Raw genomic sequence first — 22,422 nt, forward strand, 5'->3', positions numbered from 1 at the left:
CCGACGTCCCGGGTGCGCGAACGGTGGGAGCAGCGGCATGAAGTACCGCACCACCGGGACCGATCCACGGCCGCGGGATCGGCGACGCCCGGACCTGGAAATGACGCCCGGTCAGCGGCTCCGGTCGGACGGGACTCACTGAGCCCGCGGCTCCCTTACGACGGCGATGTCGCCGGGCTCGACGGTGACCGTACCGGGAGTCTCCTTGCCGGACAGGAGCTCTGTTGCGCCCGCGGCGACCGGGACCTCCGCTCCCTGCCCGAAGTGGTCGATGACGAACAGGTAGTCCGCGTCCGTACCGCGTCGCAGGACCACCTCGACCCCGGGCGGGGCGGTGCGCACCGGCGTCACGCCCGCCTCGCCGCGGATGCGGTCGAGGAGCCAGGCGAGGGTGTCCGGGTCGGGGAGTGTCGCCACGTACCAGGCGGTGCCCGTGCCGTGCGGGTGGCGGGTCACGGCCGGGACACCGGTCAGCGGGCCGTCCGCGTACGACGCGACCGCCTCGGCGCCTTCCAGCCGCACCCGCTCCGACCACAGCGTGCCCGAGGCGCCGTCCGGCACCGCACCGCTCAGGCCGACCGGCTCGCCCGGCAGGAGCGGGAACAGCTCGTCGGTGCGCACGCCCAGGACCTCCCGGAACGCGCCCGGGTAACCGCCCAGCCGCACATGGCAGTTCTCGTCGACCGCCCCGCTGTGGAAGCCGACGACCAGCGTGCCGCCGCGCTCGGCGTACGACGTGAGGTTCGCCGCGCCCGTGTCGTCGACGAGGTAGAGGTTCGGGGCCAGGACCACGCGGTACGCGGAGAGGTCGGCGTCGGGGCGGACGAAGTCCACGGCCACGCCCGAGCGCCACAGCGGCTCGTACCAGGCCCGCACCAGCTCCAGGTAGCGGAGTTCGCCGCTCGGTTGGGAGGGCAGTTCCACGGCCCAGCGGGCGTTCCAGTCCCAGACGATCGCGACCTCGGCCGCACCCGTGCTGCCGCGCACCTCGGCCAGGGCCTTCAGATCCGCACCGAGACGGACCACGTCCCGCCAGATCCGGCTGTCGGTGCCGGAGTGCGGCAGCATCGCCGAGTGCCACTGCTCGGCGCCCGCCTTCGCGGCCCGCCACTGGAAGTAGGCGATGCCGTCCGCGCCGTGCGCCACATGGGCGAGGGCGTTGCGGCGCAGCTCGCCGGGGCGCTTGGCCCGGTTGACCGGCTGCCAGTTCACGGCACCCGTCGAGTGCTCCATCAGCAGCCATGGGCCGCCGGCCAGGGAGCGCATCAGGTCGCCGCTGAGTGCCACGTCGATCTCCGACTCGGGGTCCGCGGACATCAGGTAGTGGTCGTTGGAGACCATGTCCAGCTCCGGCGCCCAGCGCCAGTAGTCCAGCGCGTCGAAGTTGTGCATCACCATGAAGTTGGTGGTGGCGGGTGTCGCCGGGGCCGCCGCCCGAAGGACGTCGCGCTCCGCCGTGCACAGCGACAGCAGCTCGTCGGAGCAGAAGCGCCGCCAGTCCAGCCGGTGCGTGGGGTTGGGCACGGCACCGGTGGCCCGGGGCGGGAGGATCTCGTCCCACTCGTAGTACCACTGGCTCCAGAACGTCGTGCCCCAGGCATGGTTGAGCGCCGCCAGGTCGTCGCCGTACCGGGCGCGCAGCCAGCGGCGGAAGGCCTCCGCGCTGGTGTCGCAGTAGCAGGCCGCGTTGTGGCAGCCGTACTCGTTGTGCACGTGCCACATGACGACGGCCGGGTGGTGCGCGTACCGCTCGGCGAGCGCGCCCGCGATACGCAGGGCCGCCTCGCGGTAGGCCGGGCTGCTGGGGCAGAACGTCTGGCGACTGCCGTACGAGAGGGTCCGGCCGTCCCGGTCGACCGGCAGCGCCTCGGGGTGGGCCCGGAAGAACCAGGCCGGCGGCGCCGCGGTCGGCGTGGCCAGGTCGGCGGCGATGCCGTTCTCGTGCAGCAGGTCGAGGATCCGGTCCATGCGCGAGAAGTCGTACGCGCCCTCGGACGGCTCCATCAGCGCCCAGGAGAAGATCCCGACGCTGACCATGGTGACGCCTGCCTCACGCATGAGGCGTACGTCCTCGGCCCATACCTCCTCGGGCCACTGCTCGGGGTTGTAGTCGCCGCCGTAGGCGATGCCGGGGACGGACAGGGTGCGCTTCATCGGGTGGCTCCCGCCGAGGTCGGAAGGCGGCGCGTGATGTCCACGCCCCACTGGTCGAGGGAAAGCAGACGGTCGCTGGAGGCCATCAGCGAGTGCCGTACGCCGTCCTGGGCGCCCGCGTAGGGGAAGTCGGCCTTGAGACAGTCGTAGCCCTCGGCGCGCAGCATCGCGAAGACGTCGGCCAGGCAGGCCGCCGCGGCCGGGTGGGCGGTGTCCAGGACGTACAGGTCGTGGCCCCGGTTGCGGCCGTCGTGCAGCGGGCTGCCGTCGCCGGCGGGGACCGGCCGGCCTGATCGACCGCACCTCGGGGGAGGGCGACGGGGGTGAACGGGTTGCGCACGGGGTTCTCCTTCAAGTGGAGTCGGCTCAGCCCTTGTTGGAGCCCAGGGTGAGACCGCTGACGAACTGCCGCTGGAGCGCGAAGTAGACGATCAGCGTGGGGATCGCGGTGAGCAGGGCGCCCGCGGCGACCAGGTTGGGGTCTGTGAAGTACTGGCCGGAGAGGTTGTTCAGCGCCGAGGTGATCGGCATGTTCTCGCCGGTCGAGATCAGCACGAGGGCCCAGAAGAAATCGTTGTAGATCCAGATCGACAGCAACGTGGCCAGGGCCGCCATCGCCGGCTTGCACAGCGGCAGCGTGATCTGCCAGTAAAGCCGCCACACCGAGGCGCCGTCCACGAGCGCGGCCTCGGTCAGTTCGTGCGGCAGCGAGCGCATGTAGTTGCTGAGCACGAACGCGCAGAAGCCGGACTGGAACGCCACATGGATCAGCACCAGGCCGAGCGCGGAGTCGTACAGCTTGCCGCTCTGCGTGATGCCGGGCAGATCGGTGAGCAGATACATCCGGTACAGCGGGGTGATGATGACCTGCTGCGGAAGCAGGTTGCCCGCCGTGAAGACCAGCAGCAGCGCGAGGTTGAGGCGGAAGTCGAAGCGGCTGACGTAGAAGGCGACCATCGACGACAGGAACAGCGTGAGCAGCACGGCCGGCACCGCGATCAGCAGCGTGTTGCCGAAGTAGTGCGTCATGTCCGACTGTTCGAACGCGTTCTTGAAGTTGTCGAAGTTGAGCGTGTCCGGCCAGGACACATAGCCCTTTTCGCTGGTCTCGCTGTACGGGCGCAGGGCCGAGAAGACCGCCCACAGCAGCGGGGCGAGCCAGGCGAGGGCCGTGCCGGCGAGGAAGACGTGCAGCAGGATGCGGGCGGGGCGGACCGGCGCGCGCTTCTTGAGCGCGCCGGCCGCGAGGGTGGGGGCGCTCACGATCGCCGCTCCTTCCGGAAGGTGGCCACCAGGTAGGGGATGATCACGGCGAGCGAGATGACCAGCAGGACCACCGCGATCGCCGACCCGTAACCGATGCGGCTGGACTCACCGATGATGTTGTTGGTCACCAGGATCGACAGCAATTCGGTGCCCTGGGCGCCCTTGTTGAACACGAACACCAGGTCGAAGGCGCGCAGGGCCTCGATGATGGTGACCACCAGGACCACGGTGTTGGTGGGCCGCAGCGTCGGGAAGATGACGTTCTTGAACGTCTGCCACTCGTTGGCGCCGTCCAGGGCCGAGGCCTCGCGCAGGGACGGGTCCACGCCCTTCAGGCCGGCCAGGTAGAGGATCATCATGTAGCCGGTGTGCCGCCAGGACGCGGCGACGAGGACGGCCCAGAGGTTGAGGTCCGGGTCGCCGATCCAGTCGATGTAGTGGCCGGGCTTGTTGGCCCCGATCAGACTGTTGATCAGGCCCGTGTCCGGGTTGTAGACCAGCTGCCAGACGAAGCCGATGCACGCCATCGAGATGACGACCGGCAGGAAGAACGCCGTCTGGTAGACGCGGCTGAAGCGGATCTTCTTGTCCAACTGGACGGCGAGGAAGAGGCCGAGCGGCGTCGGGATGAGGATGAGGACGACGAACCAGATGATGTTGTGCTGGACGGCCGGCCAGAACTGCGGGTTGTCGTTGAAGAGTTGTTTGAAGTTGTCGAGGCCCACCCACTTGATCGAGTCGAACCCGATGCCGTCCCAGGTGGTGAAGGCGAGCGCGATGGAGGCGAGGGCGGTGACCCAGACCAGGGCCACGTGCAGGACCGTGGGCACGCCCGCCATCAGGGCGAGCGTGAACCGGTCACGGCGGGTCAGCAGGCGTTGATGGCCCTGCGTGGCCCGCTTGGATGCGGAGGCAGCACCCGGAGGCGGCACGGCGGCCGCCTCCGGGGTCTTCGTCGTCATGTCGGTCGTCATGCCGCTGCTCACGAGGACGCGAAGATCTGCTTCTTCTGGCGCTCGATCGACGACAGCAAGCTGTCCACGCCCTTGGGGTTCTGGAGGAACTTCTGCAGTCCGGGCTGCATCACCGTCGAGGTGAAGTCCGGCCGGGAGTCGCGGTCCATGAACTGGGTGAGGCTCTTGGCGCCGCTGATCATGTCGAACGCCTTCTTCTGCAGCGTCGAGTAGGAGGAGGTGTCGGCCTTGCTGGAGGCGGCCACCACGCTCGGGTCGACCTTGAGGTAGGTCTGCTCGGCGTCCGGGCTGCCCAGGTACTCCAGCAGCTTCACGACGCCGTCGTGGTTCTTGGGGGCCTTGCTCACCATGAAGCCGTCGGTGGGCGCCTCCACGGTGTCCTGCCCGTACGCGGAGTTGATCTCCGGGAAGGGGAAGAAGTCGAGGTCGTCCAGGTCGGCCTTGTTGGTGAACTGCTGTGCCACGAAGGAGCCGAGGAGGTACATGCCGGCCTTCTTGGACACCAGGCTCTGGGCGGCGTCCTGCCAGGTGCGGCCCATGAAGCCGTCCTGGTGGTAGGGGAGGAGCTCGGCCCAGTGGTCGAAGACGGCCTTGACCTTGGCGTCGGTCCAGGCGGCCTTGCCGGCCATCAGCTGGACGTGGAAGTCGTAGCCGTTGAGGCGGAAGTTGATCTGGTCGAAGGTGCCCATCGCGGGCCAGGCGTCCTTGTCGCCGAAGGCGATCGGCACCAGGCCGTCCTTCTTCATCTGCTTGCACAGGGCGACCAGTTCGTCCCACGTGGCGGGGACCTTGTAGCCGTGCTGCTGGAAGACGCTCTTGCGGTAGAAGATCGCCCACGGGTACGTGGTCAGCGGCACGAAGTAGTACTTGCCGTCCTCGCCCTTGCTGAGCTTCTTCATCGCGTCGGGGAAGTTGTCGCCGATCTTCGCCCACACGTCGTCGATCGGCGTGGCGAGCTTCTTGGCCGCGAAGAACTGCATCCGGTAGCCGGCGAACCAGTTGAACACGTCGTCCGGCGTGCCCTGGAGGTAGGAGTTGATCTGTTCCTGGAAGGTGTTGTGGTCCTTGGTGTTCACGTCGACCGTGATGCCGGCCTGCTTCTTGAAGGCGGCGTAGACGGCTTCGAAGGCCTTCTTCGGCACGGCGTCGGACGCGTTGGAGCCGAGGGAGACGGTCTTCGGGTCGGACGAGGCACCGCTGCCGCCACAGGCGGACAGCAGGGGTATGCCGGCGCCGGCGAGGACGGCGGCGCCACCCACTCCACGGAGCAGGGAGCGACGGCTGGGACCCGGAACAGCAAGACCCGAGGGCGAGAGGCGCATGGCGGCTCCTGAAGGCAGGGGTTCAGTCAAGGAGGTGAGCCGGCCACCGAAAGGTCCTCGAAACCGATCAGAAACCAACTCGACCGAACATCGTGGGCGTAATAACAGCCGCATGTCCGTGCAGGCGTCAATACCTCACGTCCCTCTCATGCGTCTCTTGCCCGAAACGTAATCGACACGATCACTCGCAAGTTCGTTCAGAAACCAACAGCCACAGAGCCCCCACGGCGCGGACGGCCGTGGGGGCTGCTGTGAGGGGAGGCTTCCGGTTACGGTCTGACCAGTAGCTGGAAGTCGAAGGCGTACCTCGACGCCCGGTAGATGTGGGTCCCGTACTCGACCGGTCGGCCCGTGTCGTCGTACGCCGTGCGCTGCATGGTGAGCAGTGCGGCGCCCTCCTTCTCGTCGAGGCGGGCGGCCTCCGCGGCGGTGGCGGAGCGGGCGCCGATGGTCTGACGGGCGCTGTGCAGGGTGATGCCCGCCGCGCGCATCATCCGGTACAGACCGGTCGACTCCAGGCGTTCCGTGTCGAGTTCGAGCAGATTCGCGGGCAGGTAGTTGCACAAGAACGCCACGGGCTGGCCATGGGTGCAGCGCAGCCGCTCCAGCAGCGTGACCTCGCTGCCCTCCGCGACACCGAGGGCGGCGGCGACATCGGCGGTCGCCGGTACACCCTCGTTGCGCAGCACCTGCGTGGTCGGGCCCTGCCCGGCCGACTCCAGGTCGTCGTAGAGACTGCTGAGCTCCAGCGGCCGCTTGACCTGGCTGTGCACCACCTGCGTACCGACGCCGCGCCGGCGGACCAACAGGCCTTTGTCGACCAGGGACTGGATCGCCTGGCGGACCGTGGGCCGGGACAGGCCCAGGCGGGTGGAGAGGTCGATCTCGTTGCCCAGGAGGTTCCCCGGGGCCAGGACCCCGTGCTCGATGGCCGCCTCCAGCTGCTGGGCGAGCTGGTAGTAGAGCGGCACCGGACTGGCCCGGTCCAGGGCGAAGTCCAGGGAGTCGAGCGCGGAGCCGGGTACGGGACGAGGCTGATCAGCGGTTCTCGCCACCGGGGCACCTCCTTGCGAAGCGCAGGGACGGGATCAGGAGTGGCTGGGGAAGCCGAGGTCGATACCCGCGTCGGCCGGGTCGGGCCAGCGTGTGGTGATCACCTTCCCCTGTGTGTAGAAGGCAATGCCGTCGTTACCGTAGACATGCAGATCGCCGAAGAGGGAGTCCTTCCAGCCGCCGAAGGAGTGGTAGCCGACGGGCACGGGGATCGGCACGTTGACACCGACCATGCCCGCCCGCACCTCCAGCTGGAACCGGCGGGCCGCGCCGCCGTCCCGGGTGAAGATCGCGGTGCCGTTGCCCCACCGGGAGTCGTTGATGAGCTTGATGGCGTCGTCATAGGTCTCGGCCCGGACCACGCACAGCACCGGACCGAAAATCTCGTCGCGGTACGCGTCCGCGGTCACCGGCACCTTGTCGAGGAGGGACACGCCGAGGAAGAAGCCGTCCTCGTGGCCGGGCACGGTGTACCCGGTGCCGTCGACCACGACCTGGGCGCCCTGTTCCGCCGCGCCCGACACATACGAGGCCACCTTGTCGCGGTGCTCGCGGGTGATCAGCGGGCCCATCTCGGAGGCGGGGTCGTCGCCCGGCCCGATCCGCAGGTTCCTCGCCCGCTCGGCGATCCTGCCCACGAGGTCGTCGCCGGTGTCGCCGACCGCGACCACCACGGACACGGCCATGCAGCGCTCGCCGGCCGACCCGTACGCCGCGTTGATGGCCTGGTCGGCCGCGAAGTCCAGGTCGGCGTCGGGCAGGACGAGCATATGGTTCTTGGCGCCGCCGAGGGCCTGTACGCGCTTGCCGTGCTCGACCGCCTTCAGCTGGATGTATCTGGCGATCGGCGTCGAGCCGACGAAGGACACCGCCTCGACGTCCGGGTGCTCCAGAAGGCGGTCCACGGCCTCCCTGTCGCCCTGCACGATGTTCAGCACACCGTCCGGCAGACCGGCCTCGGTGGCGAGCTCGGCCAGCCGGAAGGAGGCCGAGGGGTCCTTCTCGCTCGGCTTGAGCACGAAGGTGTTGCCGCACGCGATCGCCAGCGGGAACATCCACATCGGCACCATCGCCGGGAAGTTGAACGGCGTGATGCCCGCGACCACGCCCAGCGGCTGCCGGATCGAGGCCACGTCGACCCGGGTGGAGACCTGGGTGGACAGCTCGCCCTTCAGCAACGCGGAGATCCCGCAGGCGAGTTCGACGATCTCCATGCCCCGCGCGACCTCACCGAGGGCGTCGGAGTGCACCTTGCCGTGCTCGGCGGTGATCAGCGCGGCGATCTCGTCCCGGTGCGCGTCCAGCAGCTCGCGGTACTTGAAGAGAATCGCGGTCCGCCGGGCCAGCGAGGTGCCGCCCCAGGCCTCGAACGCGGCCTGCGCGGCGGCGACGGCCGCGTCCACCTCGTCGACGGTGGCGAAGGCCACCCGCTTCTCCTGCCGGCCGGTCGCCGGGTCGTACACGGCACCGAAACGGCCCGAGGTTCCCTCGACGGCTCTGCCGCCGATCCAGTGGTCGATGTTCTTCATGGCGCGGGCCTTTCGTAGGGGAGGTTCACAGGTGCCGACGGCGGTCGGCGACCTGGCGGTCGTAGCTCTCGCGGGCCCGTACGGCGGCCGCGCGCGAGGCGGTCTCTGCGACCGGCACGTCCCACCAGGCCTCGGCGGGGGGAGCGGTGGGGGACGGGTCGGTCTCGACGTGGACACAGGTGGCCCGGCCGGAGGCGCGGGCCGTGCCGAGCGCCTCGCGCAGCTCCCGCACGGTCTTGGCCCGCAGGACGTCCATCCCGAGACTGGCCGCGTTGGCGGCGAGGTCCACGGGCAGCGGGGCGCCCGAGAAGGTGCCGTCCGCGACGCGGTAGCGGTAGGCGGTCCCGAAGCGCTCGCCGCCCACCGACTCGGACAGACCGCCGATCGAGGCGTACCCGTGGTTCTGGATCAGGACCAGCTTGACCGGCAGTCCCTCCTGGACCGCGGTGACGATCTCGGTCGGCATCATCAGATAGGTGCCGTCGCCGACCAGGGACCAGACGACGGTGTCCGGCGCGGCCTGCTGGACGCCGATGCCGGCCGGGATCTCGTAGCCCATGCAGGAGTAGCCGTACTCCAGGTGGTACTGGCGCGGCGAGCGGGCCCGCCAGAGCTTGTGCAGGTCGCCGGGGAGGGAGCCCGCCGCGTTGATCACCACGTCGTCGTCGCCGACCACGGCGTCGAGGGCGCCGAGCACCTGCGTCTGGGTCGGTACGGCGTTCTCGTCGTCGGCGCGGTAGGCGGCCTCGACCACTTGGTCCCAACGCTCCTTGCCCGCCCGGTACTCGGCCTCGTAGCCGGGGTCCACGCGGTCTCCGGCCAGCGCCTCACCGAGCGCCTCCAGGGCGGCCCTGGCGTCGGCCACCACGGTCCGGGCGGCCAGCTTGTGGGCGTCGAAGGCCGTGATGTTGAGGTTGAGGAAGCGGACGCCGGGGTGCTGGAAGAGCGTGCCGGAGGCGGTGGTGAAGTCCGTGTACCGGGTGCCGACCCCGATGACCAGGTCGGCGGTGCGGGCGAGGTCGTCGGCGACCGCCGTGCCGGTGTGGCCGATCCCGCCCAGGTCGGCGGGGTGGTCGTGGCGCAGGGAGCCCTTGCCCGCCTGAGTGGAGGCGACCGGGATGCCCGTGGCCTCCACGAAGGACTTCAGCGCGTCCTCGGCCTCGCTGTGGTGGACTCCGCCGCCCGCGACGATCAGCGGGCGCTCGGCGGCCCTGATCGCACGGACCGCCTCGGTCAGTTCGGCCGGGTCCGGGGCGGGGCGCCGTACCCGCCAGATCCGCTCGGCGAAGAACTCCTCGGGCCAGTCGTACGCCTCCGCCTGTACGTCCTGCGGCAGCGCGAGGGTGACGGCGCCGGTCTCGGCCGGGTCGGCGAGCACGCGCATGGCATTCAGCGCGGAGGGGATCAGCGCCTCGGGGCGGGTGACACGGTCGAAGTAGCGCGACACCGGGCGCAGGGTGTCGTTCACGGAGACGTCCGCCTCGACCGGGTGCTCCAGTTGCTGGAGCAGCGGGTCGGGTGCGTGGCTCGCGAAGTAGTCGCCGGGCAGGAGCAGGACCGGCAGCCGGTTGATGGTGGCCAGGGCCGCGCCCGTGACCAGGTTCGTGGCGCCCGGGCCGATGGACGTCGTCACTGCCTGCGCGGAGAGGCGGTTGAGCTGGCGGGCGTAGCCGACCGCCGCGTGCACCATCGACTGCTCGTTGCGGCCCTGGTGGTACGGCATGTCGCCGGCGTACTCGATCAGGGCCTGGCCGATGCCGGCGACATTTCCGTGGCCGAAGATGCCCCAGGTGCCGGCGATCAGCCGGTGCCGTTCCCCGTCTCGCTCGGTGTACTGGGCGGACAGGAACCGCACCAGCGCCTGGGCGACGGTCAGGCGGACAGTGGTCGTGCTCATCAGTGCCTCTCGGGTGCGGTGTACAGCGGCAGACGGGGGTCGACGGGCCGGTCCGGCCAGGTGTCACGGATCCAGGCGTGGTCGGGGTGGTCGCAGATCAGCCAGGCCCGCTCGGGCGCCGGGCCTGCCATGACGTTCAGGTAGTACATGTGGTGGCCGGGCACGGCCATGGACGGTCCGTGCCAGCCGTCCGGGATGAGGACGACGTCCTTGTCGCGCACCTCGGCCAGCACGTCGGTGCCCCGGCCCCGGCCGGACGGCGAGACCCGTTGGTAGCCGAGGCCCGGAGTGCCGTCGTGGGCCTCGAACTCGAAGTAGTAGATCTCTTCGAGCACGGACTCCTCACCGGGGCGGTGCTCGTCGTGCTTGTGCGGCGGGAAGGAGGACCAGTTGCCGCCGGGGGTGATCACCTCGACCGCAATCAGCCGGTCGCACTCGAAGGCGCCTGCCGCACCGAAGTTGTTGACCTGACGGGAGCAGTTCCCGGTGCCGCGCAGCTCCACCGGTACGTCGGACGCCGGTCCGTAGCGGGCGGGCAGCCGCCGGGTGCAGCGGGCGCCGGTGAGCGCGAAGCGCCCGCCGTCGGCCGAGGTGACGGTCGTACGGGCGTCGCGCGGCACGTAGGCGAAGTCGGTGACGGCGGCGAAGACGCTGTCCCGGCCGTGGAGGCGGAAGGTGTCCCGGCCGAACTCGTCGACGGAGGTGACGGTGCAGCCGCCGCTGAGCGGGAGGACGATCCACTCGCTCTCGTCCGTGTCGAAGGTGTGCGAGCCGCCCGGCGGCAGCTCCAGCACGCGCAGGCTCGAGTAGCCCCACCCCGCGGTCTCGGGCGAGACGTCCACGGCACAGGGACCGCCCAGGGCCTGGCCGGCCGGCAGGTGGAACGGGCTGTTCATCGTCGCCTCCGGGTCACAACAGGCCCACGGCCGTGTCCACCGCCTGCTCCACGCTGCCCTCGGCGGGGTAGAGCAGGGAGCGGCCGACGACCATGCCGTGGACGGTGGGGAGCCGCAGCGCCTTGCGCCAGCGTTCGTACGCGCCCTCCTGGTCGTCGCCGACCTCGCCGCCGAGGAGTACCGCGGGCAGGGTCGAGGTCTCCATGACCTCGGCCATGTCGTCGGGGTTCTCGGTGACGGGGACTTTCAGCCAGGTGTAGGCGGAGGTGCCGCCCAGTCCGGAGGCGATGGCGATGGAGCGGGTCACGGCCTCGGCGGACAGGTCGTTGCGGACCGCGCCCCCGGTCCTGCGGGAGATGAACGGCTCGACGAACAGCGGCAGCCGCCGTGCGGCCATGTCGTCTATCGCGCGGGCGGTGGACTCCAGCGTGGTCAGCGAGCCGGGGTCGGAGTAGTCGATACGGAGCAGCAGCTTGCCCGCGTCGAAGCGGAGCCGCTCGATGTCCTCGGCGCGGTGCCCGGTGAACCGGTCGTCCATCTCGAAGGAGGCACCGGCCAGACCGCCCCGGTTCATCGAGCCCATCACCACCTTGCCGTCCAGCGCCCCGAGCAGCAGCAGGTCCTCCAGGATGTCGGCGGTGGCCAGCACCCCGTCGACGCCGGGCCGCGACAGCGCCACGCACAGCCGCTCCAGCAGGTCGCTCCTGTTGGCCATCGCCAGCCCCCGGCCGCCGACGCCCAGGGCGCCGCGCGCCGGGTGGTCGGCGGCCACGATCATCAGGCGGCCGCCGTCGCCGAGCAGGGGGCGACGCACACGGCGGGCGGCCGCTTCGGCGATCGCCTCCGGGTGCCGGGCCCTGACGGCGGCGAGCTCGGGGATGGTGAGGGTCAAGACAGACTCCGTTCAGGGGTGGCTCGCGCGAGGAGGTCGTCGACCTCGGCCTCGGTGGGCATCGCGGAGGAGCAGGCGAGGCGGGAGGCGACCAGGGCGCCTGCCGCATTGGCGTACCGCATGGTCTCGGCCAGGTCCCGGCCGCCGAGCAGCCCGTGGACGAGCGAGCCGCCGAAGGCGTCGCCCGCGCCGAGCCCGTTGACCACCTCGACCGGCACTGGTGGCACTTCGGCGGTCGTACCGTCGCGGTGCACGGCGAGCACGCCCTTCGGGCCCTGCTTGACCACGGCCAGCTCCACGCCCGCCGCGAGCAGTGCCTCGGCACAGGCGCGGGGATCGCGGACGCCGGTGGCGATCTCGCACTCGTCGAGGTTGCCGACCGCCACGGTGGTGTGGCGCAGGGCCTCGGCGTAGTAGCGGCGGGCCTCCTCAGCGTCACGCCGGGCTGTGCCATTCCAAAACGCGGGCCGCCAGTCGAGGTCGAAGACCGTGATGCCCGCCTTGTCGCGCGCCTCGAGGGCGGCGAGTGTGGCGGAGCGGCTCGGCTCCTCGCTCAGACCGGTGCCGGTGATCCAGAAGACGCGGGCCGCACGGATGGCGGCGTGGTCCAGTTCGTCGGGGTGAATCTCCAGGTCGGGGGCCTTGGGCTGCCGGTAGAAGTACAGCGGGAAGTCGTCGGGCGGGAATATCTCGCAGAACGTGACCGGCGTCGGGTACGCGGCGACCGGGGTGACCCAGCGGTCGTCGACGCCGAACTCCTTCAGCGCCTGGTGCAGATAGGCGCCGAAGGCGTCGTCCCCGGTGCGGGTGATCACCGCGGTGGCGCGGCCGAGACGGGCCGCGGCGACCGCCACGTTGGCCGCCGAACCCCCGAGGTACTTCCCGAAGGACTCCACCCGGGCCAGGGGTACACCTGTTTGCAACGGGTAGAGATCGACTCCGATACGGCCCATCGTGATCAGGTCGAAGGGCTGGGATGCTGACTTGGCCATGGGCTCAGGTGTAGGTCCCGGCGGGTCGTGCTGTCAATAGTTTGTACTTACATTCGGACCTGAGTGTGAAATGATGTCTTAACAAAGTATTGACAGCGGGCGCGGCAGGGACTTTGATCCCGTCCCAACACGCAGCACATGACCCGGACCGCCTCCCGGCGCCGGGCCCGGATCGTCGTAGATCCGCCTCCTTTCTCTCATCGCACAGTGAGGTGCCGGAAAGATGGACCGCTCTTCGTACTCCCGCTCCCGCAGACTGGCCCCCGTAGTGGCCGTTGCCGCGGCGGCGGCACTTACCCTCGCCGGCTGCTCCAGCAGCTCCGGCGGCAAGAAGTCCGAAGAGGGTGGGTCGAACGCCTCCGCGGGCAAGGCCAACACTCCCCGGATGACGGTCGCGCTGGTGACGCACCAGGCGCCGGGCGACACCTTCTGGGACATCGTCCGCAAGGGCGCCGAGGCCGCCGCGGCCAAGGACAACATCAAGCTCGTCTACTCGGCCGACCCGAACGCGGGCACCCAGGCCAACCTGGTGCAGAACGCGATCGACCAGAAGGTCGACGGCATCGCCATCACCCTCGCCAAGCCCGACGCCATGAAGGACGTCGTGAGCAAGGCGAAGTCCGCGAACATACCGGTGGTCGGCCTCAACTCCGGTGTGAGCGACTGGAAGAAGCTCGGCCTGATGGAGTTCTTCGGCCAGGACGAGGGCGTGGCCGGCGAGGCGCTCGGCAAGCGGCTGAACGAGGCCGGCGCCAAGAAGGCCGTCTGTGTGGTCCAGGAGCAGGGCAACATCGGCCTGACCCAGCGCTGCGACGGCGTGAAGAAGACGTTCTCCGGCAAGCTTGAGACGCTGTACGTGAACGGCACCGACATGCCGTCGGTGAAGTCGACCATCACCGCCAAGCTCAAGCAGGACAGCGGCATCGACTACGTGGTCGCCCTCGGCGCGCCCTACGCCCTGACCGCCGTCCAGTCCGTGGGTGACGCGGGCAGCAAGGCGAAGGTCGCCACCTTCGACCTCAACAAGGACCTGACCGGCGCGATCTCCAAGGGAACGATCCAGTTCGCGGTCGACCAGCAGCCCTACCTGCAGGGCTACCTGGCGATCGACTCCCTGTGGCTCTACAAGAACAACGGCAACTACATGGGCGGCGGGGAGCAGCCGGTGCTGACCGGCCCGGCCTTCGTCGACAAGACCAACGTCGACAAGGTCGCCCAGTTCGCCGCGAAGGGCACTCGGTGATGAGCATGACCCAGCAGGCTGGGCCGGCGGTGGGCACACCGCCGGCCTCCGGCCCCAAGGAGACCGACGGCCGCACGGCCCGGCGCCCCCTGGCGCTGCGGCTGCTGGCCCGGCCCGAAGTGGGTGTCTTCCTCGGCGCGGTGGCCGTGCTCGTGTTCTTCCTGATTGCGGCGCCCACGGTCCGCCAGGGCAGCTCGATGGCCACCGTGCTCTACCAGTCCTCGACCATCGGCATCATGGCCCTGCCGGTGGCCCTGCTGATGATCGGCGGGGAGTTCGACCTGTCCTCCGGTGTCGCCGTGATCACCTCGGCGCTCACCGCGAGCATGCTGAGCTATCAGCTGACCATGAATGTGTGGGTGGGCGTCATCGTCGCCCTCATCGCCTCGCTCGGGGTGGGCGCGTTCAACGGCTGGATGGTGATCCGCACCGGTTTGCCGAGCTTCCTGGTCACCCTGGGCACGTTCCTGATCCTGCAGGGCGTGAACCTGGCCGTCACCAAGCTGATCACCGGCAACGTCGCCACCGACGACATCAGCAACATGGACGGCTTCGACCAGGCCAAGAAGATCTTCGCGTCGTCGTTCGACATCGGCGGCGTCCAGGTGAAGATCACCATCGTGTGGTGGCTGGTCTTCGCCGCGCTCGCCACCTGGGTGCTGCTGCGCACCAGGTACGGCAACTGGATCTACGCGGTCGGTGGCAACAAGGACAGCGCCCGCGCGGTCGGTGTCCCGGTCGCCTTCACCAAGATCACGCTGTTCATGACCGTCGGCTTCGGCGCCTGGTTCATGGGCATGCACAACCTGTTCTCCTTCAACACCGTGCAGTCCGGCGAGGGCGTCGGCCAGGAGCTGATCTACATCGCCGCGGCGGTGATCGGCGGCTGTCTGCTCACCGGCGGCTACGGCTCCGCCATCGGCCCGGTCTTCGGCGCCTTCATGTTCGGCATGGTGAACCAGGGCATCGTCTACGCCGGCTGGAACCCCGACTGGTTCAAGGCCTTCCTGGGCGTGATGCTGCTCGGCGCCGTCCTCATCAATCTGTGGGTCAGTCGCACGGCGACCCGGAGGTGACTTCATGACGACCAACAAAGCCCACGGAGCCGTCCTCCAGGACACCACGCCCGACGGCGCGGACCGCCCCATCGTCGAACTGCGCAACGCGGGCAAGTCGTACGGCAACATCCGCGCCCTGTACGGCGTCGATCTGACGGTCCGCCCCGGCAAGGTGACCTGCGTCCTGGGCGACAACGGCGCCGGCAAGTCCACCCTGATCAAGATCATCTCCGGTCTGCACCAGCACACCGAGGGCGACTTCCTGGTCGACGGCGAACCGGTCCGCTTCACCAGCCCGCGCGAAGCGCTCGACAAGGGCATCGCCACCGTCTACCAGGACCTGGCCACCGTGCCCCTGATGCCGGTGTGGCGGAACTTCTTCCTCGGCTCAGAGATGACCAAGGGCCCCTGGCCGATCCGCCGTCTCGACATCGACCGCATGAAGCAGACCGCGGACCAGGAACTGCGCAACATGGGCATCGTCCTCGACGATCTCGAGCAGCCCATCGGCACGCTCTCCGGCGGCCAGCGCCAGTGCGTGGCGATCGCCCGCGCCGTCTACTTCGGCGCCCGCGTCCTGATCCTGGACGAGCCCACCGCCGCACTCGGCGTCAAGCAGTCCGGTGTCGTGCTGAAGTACATCGCGGCCGCCCGCGACCGCGGCCTAGGCGTCATCTTCATCACCCACAACCCGCACCACGCCTACATGGTCGGCGACCACTTCAGCGTGCTGCGCCTGGGCACCCTCGAACTCAGCGCCGACCGCAGCCAGGTCAGCCTGGAGGAACTGACGAACCACATGGCCGGCGGCGCCGAACTCGCCGCGCTCAAGCACGAGCTCGCGCAGGTGCGCGGTGTGGACGTGGATGAGCTCCCCGAGGAGAAGGACCTCACCGCACCCGTCGCGACCCACCCCGAAGGGACCTCCTGACCATGGCGAACGCCCTCGACCGCATCCGGGTGGGCTCGGCCCCCGACTCCTGGGGCGTCTGGTTCCCCGAAGACCCCCAGCAGGTGCCCTGGGAACGCTTCCTGGACGAGGTGGCCGAGGCCGGCTACTCCTGGATCGAACTGGGCCCGTACGGCTACCTGCCCACGGACCCGGCGCGCCTCACCGACGAGGTGAACAAGCGGAATCTGAAGGTGTCGGCGGGCACGGTCTTCACCGGCCTGCACCGCGGACCCGCCGTCTGGGAGTCCACCTGGGCGCACGTCGGCCAGGTCGCCGAGCTCACCCACGCGATGGGGGCCAGGCACCTGGTGGTGATCCCCTCCTTCTGGCGCGACGACAAGACCGCCGAGGTGCTGGAGCCGCCGGAGCTCACCGGCGAGCAGTGGACCCACCTCGCCGAGGGCATGGAGCGGCTCGGCCGCGAGGTCAAGGAGACGTACGGTCTCGACATCGTGGTGCACCCGCACGCCGACACCCACATCGACACCGAGGAGCACGTCGAGCGGTTCCTCGACGCGACCGACTCCGATCTGGTGAACCTCTGCCTGGACACCGGTCACTACGCCTACTGCGGCGGCGACAGCGTCAAGCTCATCGAGACGTACGGCGAACGCATCGGCTATCTGCACCTCAAGCAGGTCGACCCGGAGATCCTCGCGGACGTCGTGGCGAACGGGGTCCCGTTCGGTCCGGCGGTGCAGCGCGGGGTGATGTGCGAGCCGCCCTCCGGTGTACCGGAGTTGGGGCCCGTGCTGGAAGCGGCCCAGAAGCTCGGCGTCGATCTGTTCGCGATCGTCGAGCAGGACATGTACCCGTGCGAGCCGGACAGGCCGCTGCCCATCGCGGTGCGCACCCGGCAGTTCCTGAGGTCGTGCGGGGCGTGAACGGGCGGCCGTGACGGAGCGTAGCCGAACCGTCACGTCGTCGAGCAGGAGTGCCCGCGTGCCGCCGTTTCCGACAGGCGACGGCGCGCGGGCACTCCTATGCTGGGCTCCAGGGCATGCGTCCTCACCTGGGAGTTGAGCCCATGTCGCACTCCTCGCCACGACTGCGCAAGGGGGCTGTTGTCGTCACCGCGGTGGGGATGCTGCTGGTGCCTGCCGCGGGCACGACCGCCGCAGCCCTGCCCGCTTCCGCGTCCTCCGCTCCCGCGGTCGCCGATCCGCCCTCGCCGTCGCCCTCGGGCGGCGACGTCCGCGAACTCACGCCCGGCGTGCAGCGGCAGCTCGACTACACCGTGCAGCGGGTCATGCAGGAGGCGAACGTCCCGGGTGTGACCGTCGGGATCTGGACACCCGACAAGGGTCAGTACGTGAAGTCCTTCGGCGTCGCCAACAAGACCAATGGCCGGGCGATGACCCCCGACCTTTACATGCGGATCGGCAGCGAGACCAAGACGTTCACGGTGACGGCCCTGCTGGAGCTGGTCGACCAGGGCAGGGTGGGGCTGGACGACACGATCGACAAATACGTCAGCGGCGTACCGAACGGGGACAGGATCACGCTGCGCCAGCTGGCCGGGATGCGCAGCGGGCTCTTCAACTACTCCGAGGACGACGGCTTCTTCAAGGCGCTGACGTCCGATCCGCAGCGGCCCTTCACCCCGCAGGAACTGCTCGACTACGCCTTCCGGCACCCGGTGCTGTTCCCGCCGGGTGAGAAGTTCGACTACTCCAACACCAACCTGATCCTGCTCGGGCTGGTCGTCGAGAAGGCCAGCGGCACACCGCTCGGTGACTACATCCAGCACAACGTCCTGGACCCGGCCGGCCTCAGGCACACCCTCTTCCCGACCGGCAACGAGTTCCCGCAGCCGCACGCGCAGGGGTACACCGAACAGACGGCGACCGGCCAGGTGGCGGACGCGGCCGACTGGAACCCCTCGTGGGGCTGGGCGGCCGGCGCCATGATCTCCGACCTGGACGATCTGCGGGTATGGGCGCGCACGGTGGCCACGGGCCGGCTTCCCAACGGGGGGATCCTGATCAGCCCCGCGGTCCAGGCACAGCGGCTCACCACGCCTCCGACCACCATTCCGGGCACCGGGTACGGCCTCGGCATCTTCAACGTCCAAGGCTGGATCGGGCACAACGGCTCCCTGCCCGGCTACGAGTCCCTGACCATCTACCTCCCGTCGGCCCGGGCGACCCTGGTCGTCCTCCTGAACACCGACATCAACTACAACGGCCAGGAGCCCAGCACCGTCTTCGGCGACGCGATCACGTCGATCATCTCCCCGAACCACGTCTTCGACCTGCCGGCGGAACCTGCGGCGCGGTGAGGACGTTCAAGGGGTGACGGGTTGTGAGTACGGCAATGGGGAGGACCGGATGACGCAAGCGGAGCACGAGGAGAAGCCGGTGGCCGACGCCGGCGCCGACACAGAGGCCACGCTGCGCCGGGCCCGGTTCGGCGCGCTGCCGGATCGCGTCCGGCTGGAGGACACGGTGGAGGAGAGGCCGGCGACGCCACGGGATCCCGCGCGGGATGCCTACGACCCCGACGAGTCGGCCATCCGTTACGGTCTGTGAGTTTCAGCAGAGCGGCCCGGCGACACCGCGCTCGATCAGGCTTTCCGCACGGTCAAGCACTGTCTGCCGGGCGGGCCGGGCTGCCGGCCGAGGAGGCCTTGGGCCTTCTCGGCGGTGGGCCGGCTGCGGCGGCCGAGGGCGGGGGTGATCTCGCGCACCAACGGATCCCCGAACCGGGCCACTAACCGTACGGCGACGTCCGGGACCCGGCGCGTGGACACCGGCGCCCCCGCCCGCCGAGGCCTGCCCGCAAGATGCGCTCGCGCCGCTGCGCGAGCGCGCGCCGCTCGAGGACCTGCGGCTGTGGTTCGACGAGGTCGCCCGCTACCGGTGGCTCAAGTCCGGCGTGGTGGAGGTCATCCACGCCGCCACGAACAACGGCCTCGACGACGCGTACTACGCCCCCTTCGTCGAGGCCATCGCGGCGCTGCTCACCGCCGGGGCCGCCGACGGCTCCCTCAAGGCCGGACTCGACCCCGAGGACGTGCTCCTCCAGCTCAGCGTGCTGTGGGGCATCGACCCCGCCCGCGAGGGCGAGGCGAGGACGGAGCGGATCCTCGGCCTCATCGTCGACGGACTGCGCGCCCAGCTCCTGCCGTCGCGCGACAGGGGCCCGGCCCGGGGTCAGGCGCCGCGTACCTCCTCGATCGCCACCGGGCGGTGCTCGTGCAGCGACAGCGTGCAGGCCTCCGCGATCCAGCCCGCCTCCAGGGCGTCCGCGACCGTGCAGGGAGAGGGCCGGGTGCCGGCGACGACCTCGGTGAACGCGGTGAGTTCGGCGCGGTAGGCGTCGGTGAAGCGGTCCATGAAGAAGTCGTGCGGGGTGCCGGACGGGAAGGTCACGCCGGGCTCGACCGAGCGCAGCGGAAGCTTGTCCTCCAGACCGACGGCGATGGAGTCCTGGAAGCCGTGCAGCTCCATGCGGACGTCGTAACCCCGGGCGTTGTGACGGCTGTTGGAGACCACGGCGATGGTGCCGTCGTCCAGGGTGAGGATCGCGCCGGTGGTGTCGGCGTCGCCCGCGTCCTTGATGTAGTCGGCGCCCCGGTTGGCGCCCACGGCGTACACCTCGGTCACCTCGCGGCCGGTCACCCAGCGGATGATGTCGAAGTCGTGGACGGAGCAGTCCCGGAAGATGCCGCCGGACGCGGCGATGTAGGCGGCCGGGGGCGGCGCCGGGTCCAGCGTCGTCGAGCGGACCGTGTGGAGCCTGCCCAGCTCGCCGCTCCGCACGGCGGCCCGCGCGGCGACGAAGCCGGCGTCGAAGCGGCGGTTGTAACCGATCTGGATCGGGACGCCGCTGCCCTCGACGGCCTTGAGCACCTCGACGCCCTCCGCCATGGTGCGGGCGACGGGCTTCTCGCAGAAGACGGGGATGCCGGCCTCGACACCGGCCAGGATCAGGGCGGGGTGGGCGTCGGTGGCCGCCGCCACGACGAGACCGTCCACCCCGGCGGCCAGGACCGCCTCGGGCGAGTCCGCGACCTCGGCCCCGAACCGCTCCGCGGCGGCCTTGGCCGCCTCCGCGAACGGGTCGGCGACGACGAGGGACTCGACCGCGTCGAGTCCGGAGAGGGTCTCGGCGTGGAAGGCGCCGATGCGGCCGAGGCCGAGGATTCCGATACGCATGGGGTGCAGCTCCTAGGTGCGGTGCGGTTGGTGCGAAGAGGCTGTGCGAACGGTCAGTCGAGGCCGCCGAGGACGTTCTGGTCCCAGTCGATCACCGAACCCGTGACCACCCCGGACCGGTCCGACAGCAGGAGGACCACGAAGTCGGCGATCTCGTCCGGCTGGCCCAGCCTGCCCATCGGCAGCCTGGCCGCGGCCTGCTCCCGCCAGTCGTCCCCGGCGTCGTGGAAGGTCCGCTGCGTCGCGTCCTCGCCCTCGGTCGCCGTCCAGCCGATGTTCAGGCCGTTGATCCGGATCCGGTCCCAGCGGTGGGCGTGCGCCGCGTTGCGGGTCAGACCGATCAGGCCGGCCTTGGCGGCGACGTACGGGGCCAGGAAGGGCTGTCCGCCGTGCGCCGACGACGTGATGATGTTGACGATGGTCCCCGGCGCCTTGCGCTCCACCATGTCGGACACCGCCGCCTGCATCGCGAAGAACGGGGCCTTGAGGTTGATCGCGATGTGCGCGTCGAACAGCTCGGGCGTGGTGTCCAGCAGGGTGCCCCGCGAGGTCAGCCCCGCCGAGTTGACCAGGCAGTCGACCCGGCCGTACGCGTCGACCACCTCGGCCACGGAGGCCTTGGCCCGGTCGGCGTCGGACAGGTCGGCCTGCACATACATCGCCCTGCCCCCGGCCGCCGTCAGCTCGGCCACCAGGGCCTCGCCCGGCTCGGGACGCCGGCCGGTGACGGCCACCGTGGCGCCCTCGCGCACCGCGGCCCGGGCGATGGCGGCGCCGACACCCTGACTGCCGCCGTTGACGAGGACGACCTTGTCGTCGAGAAGTCCCATGACGTGCTTGCCCTTTCAGCTCTCGCGCCGCGCGGCGCCGGCCCGCAGCTCGTTGCGCAGCGCCCGCGGGGCCCACCCCTCGCACAGTGCCCGCCGTACCACGTCCGCCTGCGAGGGCGGGGCCATACCGTCGACCGGCGGGTCGCTGTCGAGGTTGGTGGGGAAGGGGTAGCCCTCGGCACTCGCCGCGATGACGCGATCCAGCCAGGCCTCGCCGACGCCCTCCGCCCGGCGGCGGCGCAGCACCGGGTAGACGGCGTTCGTCACCGCCTCCCGGTCCACGGTCTCCATGGCGCGGCCGAAGGCCGAGGACACCTGCAGCAGGTTGGCCATGCGGCGCACGTCGAGGGTCCGGTTGGTGCCGGCCGCGTGGAGGACCGCCGGGTTGAAGAAGACCGCGTCGCCCTTCGCCAGCGGGAGCTGGACGTGGTGCGCCCTGAAGTACTCCTGGAACTCCGGCAGCCGCCAGGCCAGATAGCCGGGCTCGTAGGTCTGCGAGTACGGCAGGTACATCGTCGGGCCGGACTCGACCGGCATGTCGCAGTGCGCGACCGCGCCCTGGAGCGTGAGCACGGGGGAGAGGCGGTGCACATGCGCCGGGTAGCTCGCGGCGGCCTCGCCGGAGAGGAACCCGAGGTGGTAGTCGCGGTGCGCGGTCTGGGCCGCGCCGCCCGGATTGACCACGTTGATCTGCGAGGTGACCTGGTAGCCCGGGCCCAGCCAGGCCCGGGAGACCAGGGCGAGGACGTCGCTCGCGTAGTAGTCGGCGAACACTTCCGGGTCGTACAGGGCCGCCTTCTCCAGGGCGTTCCAGACCCGGTCGTTGGCGCCCGGCGCGGCGAAGTGGTCGCCGGCCGGCGCGTCCGACTCGGACTGCTCGGCGATCAGCGCCTCGAACACGGCCGTGGCCCGGTCGACGACCGCCGGGTCGGGGAACGCGGCCCGGAACACGACGACGCCGGGGCCGTCGGCCAGCGCGCGAACCAGTTCGGTCCGTACCTCGTGGCGGTCGCCGGCCGCGCGGAGCCGCTCGCCGTCATAGACGAGGACGTTCCGGTCCACCGAGGAGGCGTGCGGGAAGTCCGCGAGGTCGGTGGTCCGGCCGACGAGCGCGCGGAAGGCGTCGAGGTCGCAGTCCTGCTCGGACAGCCAGGCGCGGGCCTGTTCGGCGGCGAGGGACATCGGCGTCCTTCTTTCGGTCACG

General features: G+C 70.2%; 20 protein-coding genes and 1 pseudogene. 7 read left to right on the plus strand and 14 right to left on the minus strand.

Annotation, left to right across the window (positions count from 1 at the left end; genetic code table 11):
- Positions 1-135 precede the first annotated feature (135 nt).
- The 11 genes from Q8A52_RS10475 to iolC all read right to left on the minus strand — a co-directional run bounded on the left by Q8A52_RS10475 (position 136) and on the right by iolC (position 12,975).
- Positions 136-2,154 carry a beta-galactosidase gene (locus tag Q8A52_RS10475; RefSeq protein WP_316750373.1) on the minus strand — a complete coding sequence of 673 codons (2,019 nt, stop codon included), beginning with the start codon at positions 2,152-2,154 and terminating at the stop codon, positions 136-138.
- A complete protein-coding gene (locus tag Q8A52_RS10480) occupies positions 2,151-2,321 on the minus strand; it encodes a hypothetical protein (protein ID WP_316750375.1) in 171 nt (56 codons plus the stop codon). The genes Q8A52_RS10475 and Q8A52_RS10480 overlap by 4 nt, the downstream gene beginning before the upstream one ends.
- Positions 2,322-2,520: 199 nt before the next feature.
- Complete coding sequence (locus Q8A52_RS10485; RefSeq protein WP_316750377.1) at positions 2,521-3,417, minus strand: carbohydrate ABC transporter permease; 897 nt, start codon at positions 3,415-3,417, stop codon at positions 2,521-2,523.
- On the minus strand, positions 3,414-4,394 hold the full coding sequence (locus Q8A52_RS10490) for a carbohydrate ABC transporter permease (protein ID WP_316750378.1): 981 nt from the start codon (positions 4,392-4,394) through the stop codon (positions 3,414-3,416). The genes Q8A52_RS10485 and Q8A52_RS10490 overlap by 4 nt, the downstream gene beginning before the upstream one ends.
- Before the next feature lie 8 nt (positions 4,395-4,402).
- On the minus strand, positions 4,403-5,716 hold the full coding sequence (locus Q8A52_RS10495) for an ABC transporter substrate-binding protein (protein WP_316750380.1): 1,314 nt from the start codon (positions 5,714-5,716) through the stop codon (positions 4,403-4,405).
- 269 nt (positions 5,717-5,985) lie between these two features.
- Positions 5,986-6,771: a GntR family transcriptional regulator gene (locus tag Q8A52_RS10500; protein ID WP_316750382.1), complete on the minus strand. Its 786-nt coding sequence runs from the start codon at positions 6,769-6,771 to the stop codon at positions 5,986-5,988.
- A gap of 33 nt (positions 6,772-6,804) precedes the next feature.
- Positions 6,805-8,298, minus strand: a complete 1,494-nt coding sequence (locus tag Q8A52_RS10505) for a CoA-acylating methylmalonate-semialdehyde dehydrogenase (RefSeq protein WP_316750384.1) — start codon at positions 8,296-8,298, stop codon at positions 6,805-6,807.
- A 25-nt stretch (positions 8,299-8,323) separates the two neighbouring features.
- Entirely contained in the window at positions 8,324-10,195 is a 1,872-nt protein-coding gene (gene iolD / locus Q8A52_RS10510; RefSeq protein ID WP_316750386.1) for a 3D-(3,5/4)-trihydroxycyclohexane-1,2-dione acylhydrolase (decyclizing), read from the minus strand.
- Positions 10,195-11,091 (minus strand): 5-deoxy-glucuronate isomerase, encoded by an 897-nt coding sequence (gene iolB, locus Q8A52_RS10515; RefSeq protein WP_316750387.1) that lies wholly within the window; start codon positions 11,089-11,091, stop codon positions 10,195-10,197. The genes iolD and iolB overlap by 1 nt, the downstream gene beginning before the upstream one ends.
- 13 nt (positions 11,092-11,104) lie before the next feature.
- On the minus strand, positions 11,105-11,983 hold the full coding sequence (locus Q8A52_RS10520; RefSeq protein ID WP_316750388.1) for a Cgl0159 family (beta/alpha)8-fold protein: 879 nt from the start codon (positions 11,981-11,983) through the stop codon (positions 11,105-11,107).
- Positions 11,980-12,975, minus strand: coding sequence for a 5-dehydro-2-deoxygluconokinase (gene iolC, locus Q8A52_RS10525; RefSeq protein ID WP_316750390.1), 996 nt, complete (start codon positions 12,973-12,975; stop codon positions 11,980-11,982). Before iolC ends, Q8A52_RS10520 begins: the two co-directional genes overlap by 4 nt.
- 223 nt (positions 12,976-13,198) lie before the next feature.
- Between iolC and Q8A52_RS10530 the strand changes: the two genes are divergently transcribed.
- The 7 genes and pseudogenes from Q8A52_RS10530 to Q8A52_RS48910 form a co-directional block, all read left to right on the plus strand.
- Entirely contained in the window at positions 13,199-14,218 is a 1,020-nt protein-coding gene (locus tag Q8A52_RS10530) for a sugar ABC transporter substrate-binding protein (RefSeq protein WP_316750392.1), read from the plus strand.
- Complete coding sequence (locus tag Q8A52_RS10535; RefSeq protein ID WP_316750395.1) at positions 14,218-15,294, plus strand: ABC transporter permease; 1,077 nt, start codon at positions 14,218-14,220, stop codon at positions 15,292-15,294. Before Q8A52_RS10530 ends, Q8A52_RS10535 begins: the two co-directional genes overlap by 1 nt.
- 4 nt (positions 15,295-15,298) lie before the next feature.
- A complete protein-coding gene (locus Q8A52_RS10540) occupies positions 15,299-16,207 on the plus strand; it encodes an ATP-binding cassette domain-containing protein (RefSeq protein ID WP_316750398.1) in 909 nt (302 codons plus the stop codon).
- 2 nt (positions 16,208-16,209) lie between these two features.
- On the plus strand, positions 16,210-17,112 hold the full coding sequence (locus Q8A52_RS10545) for a sugar phosphate isomerase/epimerase family protein (protein ID WP_316750401.1): 903 nt from the start codon (positions 16,210-16,212) through the stop codon (positions 17,110-17,112).
- Between the two features lie 143 nt (positions 17,113-17,255).
- Entirely contained in the window at positions 17,256-18,509 is a 1,254-nt protein-coding gene (locus Q8A52_RS10550) for a serine hydrolase domain-containing protein (protein WP_316750403.1), read from the plus strand.
- 49 nt (positions 18,510-18,558) lie between these two features.
- A complete protein-coding gene (locus tag Q8A52_RS10555; RefSeq protein ID WP_316750405.1) occupies positions 18,559-18,759 on the plus strand; it encodes a hypothetical protein in 201 nt (66 codons plus the stop codon).
- 295 nt (positions 18,760-19,054) lie between these two features.
- Positions 19,055-19,333, plus strand: a pseudogene (locus Q8A52_RS48910) (TetR family transcriptional regulator); the annotation flags it as partial.
- Positions 19,334-19,383: 50 nt separating this feature from the next.
- Here the strand turns inward: Q8A52_RS48910 and Q8A52_RS10560 are convergent.
- From Q8A52_RS10560 to Q8A52_RS10570, 3 genes are read right to left on the minus strand one after another with little or no spacing between them, the layout of a single operon-like run.
- Positions 19,384-20,388 (minus strand): Gfo/Idh/MocA family protein, encoded by a 1,005-nt coding sequence (locus Q8A52_RS10560; RefSeq protein ID WP_316750407.1) that lies wholly within the window; start codon positions 20,386-20,388, stop codon positions 19,384-19,386.
- 53 nt (positions 20,389-20,441) lie between these two features.
- On the minus strand, positions 20,442-21,218 hold the full coding sequence (locus Q8A52_RS10565; RefSeq protein WP_316750409.1) for an SDR family oxidoreductase: 777 nt from the start codon (positions 21,216-21,218) through the stop codon (positions 20,442-20,444).
- A gap of 15 nt (positions 21,219-21,233) precedes the next feature.
- A complete protein-coding gene (locus tag Q8A52_RS10570) occupies positions 21,234-22,400 on the minus strand; it encodes a phytanoyl-CoA dioxygenase family protein (RefSeq protein WP_316750411.1) in 1,167 nt (388 codons plus the stop codon).
- Between the last annotated feature and the right edge of the window lie 22 nt (positions 22,401-22,422).

It is taken from the genome of Streptomyces herbicida (assembly GCF_032656585.1).
In the GTDB taxonomy this organism is placed as follows: Bacteria; Actinomycetota; Actinomycetes; order Streptomycetales; family Streptomycetaceae; genus Streptomyces; species Streptomyces herbicida.

What these genes read in the sequence shown, in the direction of transcription:
- Q8A52_RS10495 (WP_316750380.1), bottom strand. Translation starts at nt 5,716, where the DNA reads ATGCGCCTCTCGCCCTCGGGTCTTGCTGTTCCGGGTCCCAGCCGTCGC.
- Q8A52_RS10475 (WP_316750373.1), bottom strand. Translation starts at nt 2,154, where the DNA reads ATGAAGCGCACCCTGTCCGTCCCCGGCATCGCCTACGGCGGCGACTAC.
- Q8A52_RS10535 (WP_316750395.1), top strand. Translation starts at nt 14,218, where the DNA reads ATGAGCATGACCCAGCAGGCTGGGCCGGCGGTGGGCACACCGCCGGCC.
- Q8A52_RS10565 (WP_316750409.1), bottom strand. Translation starts at nt 21,218, where the DNA reads ATGGGACTTCTCGACGACAAGGTCGTCCTCGTCAACGGCGGCAGTCAG.
- Q8A52_RS10490 (WP_316750378.1), bottom strand. Translation starts at nt 4,394, where the DNA reads ATGACGACCGACATGACGACGAAGACCCCGGAGGCGGCCGCCGTGCCG.
- Q8A52_RS10555 (WP_316750405.1), top strand. Translation starts at nt 18,559, where the DNA reads ATGACGCAAGCGGAGCACGAGGAGAAGCCGGTGGCCGACGCCGGCGCC.
- Q8A52_RS10530 (WP_316750392.1), top strand. Translation starts at nt 13,199, where the DNA reads ATGGACCGCTCTTCGTACTCCCGCTCCCGCAGACTGGCCCCCGTAGTG.
- iolD (WP_316750386.1), bottom strand. Translation starts at nt 10,195, where the DNA reads ATGAGCACGACCACTGTCCGCCTGACCGTCGCCCAGGCGCTGGTGCGG.
- Q8A52_RS10560 (WP_316750407.1), bottom strand. Translation starts at nt 20,388, where the DNA reads ATGCGTATCGGAATCCTCGGCCTCGGCCGCATCGGCGCCTTCCACGCC.
- Q8A52_RS10570 (WP_316750411.1), bottom strand. Translation starts at nt 22,400, where the DNA reads ATGTCCCTCGCCGCCGAACAGGCCCGCGCCTGGCTGTCCGAGCAGGAC.
- Q8A52_RS10480 (WP_316750375.1), bottom strand. Translation starts at nt 2,321, where the DNA reads ATGCTGCGCGCCGAGGGCTACGACTGTCTCAAGGCCGACTTCCCCTAC.
- iolC (WP_316750390.1), bottom strand. Translation starts at nt 12,975, where the DNA reads ATGGCCAAGTCAGCATCCCAGCCCTTCGACCTGATCACGATGGGCCGT.
- Q8A52_RS10550 (WP_316750403.1), top strand. Translation starts at nt 17,256, where the DNA reads ATGTCGCACTCCTCGCCACGACTGCGCAAGGGGGCTGTTGTCGTCACC.
- Q8A52_RS10540 (WP_316750398.1), top strand. Translation starts at nt 15,299, where the DNA reads ATGACGACCAACAAAGCCCACGGAGCCGTCCTCCAGGACACCACGCCC.
- iolB (WP_316750387.1), bottom strand. Translation starts at nt 11,091, where the DNA reads ATGAACAGCCCGTTCCACCTGCCGGCCGGCCAGGCCCTGGGCGGTCCC.
- Q8A52_RS10505 (WP_316750384.1), bottom strand. Translation starts at nt 8,298, where the DNA reads ATGAAGAACATCGACCACTGGATCGGCGGCAGAGCCGTCGAGGGAACC.
- Q8A52_RS10545 (WP_316750401.1), top strand. Translation starts at nt 16,210, where the DNA reads ATGGCGAACGCCCTCGACCGCATCCGGGTGGGCTCGGCCCCCGACTCC.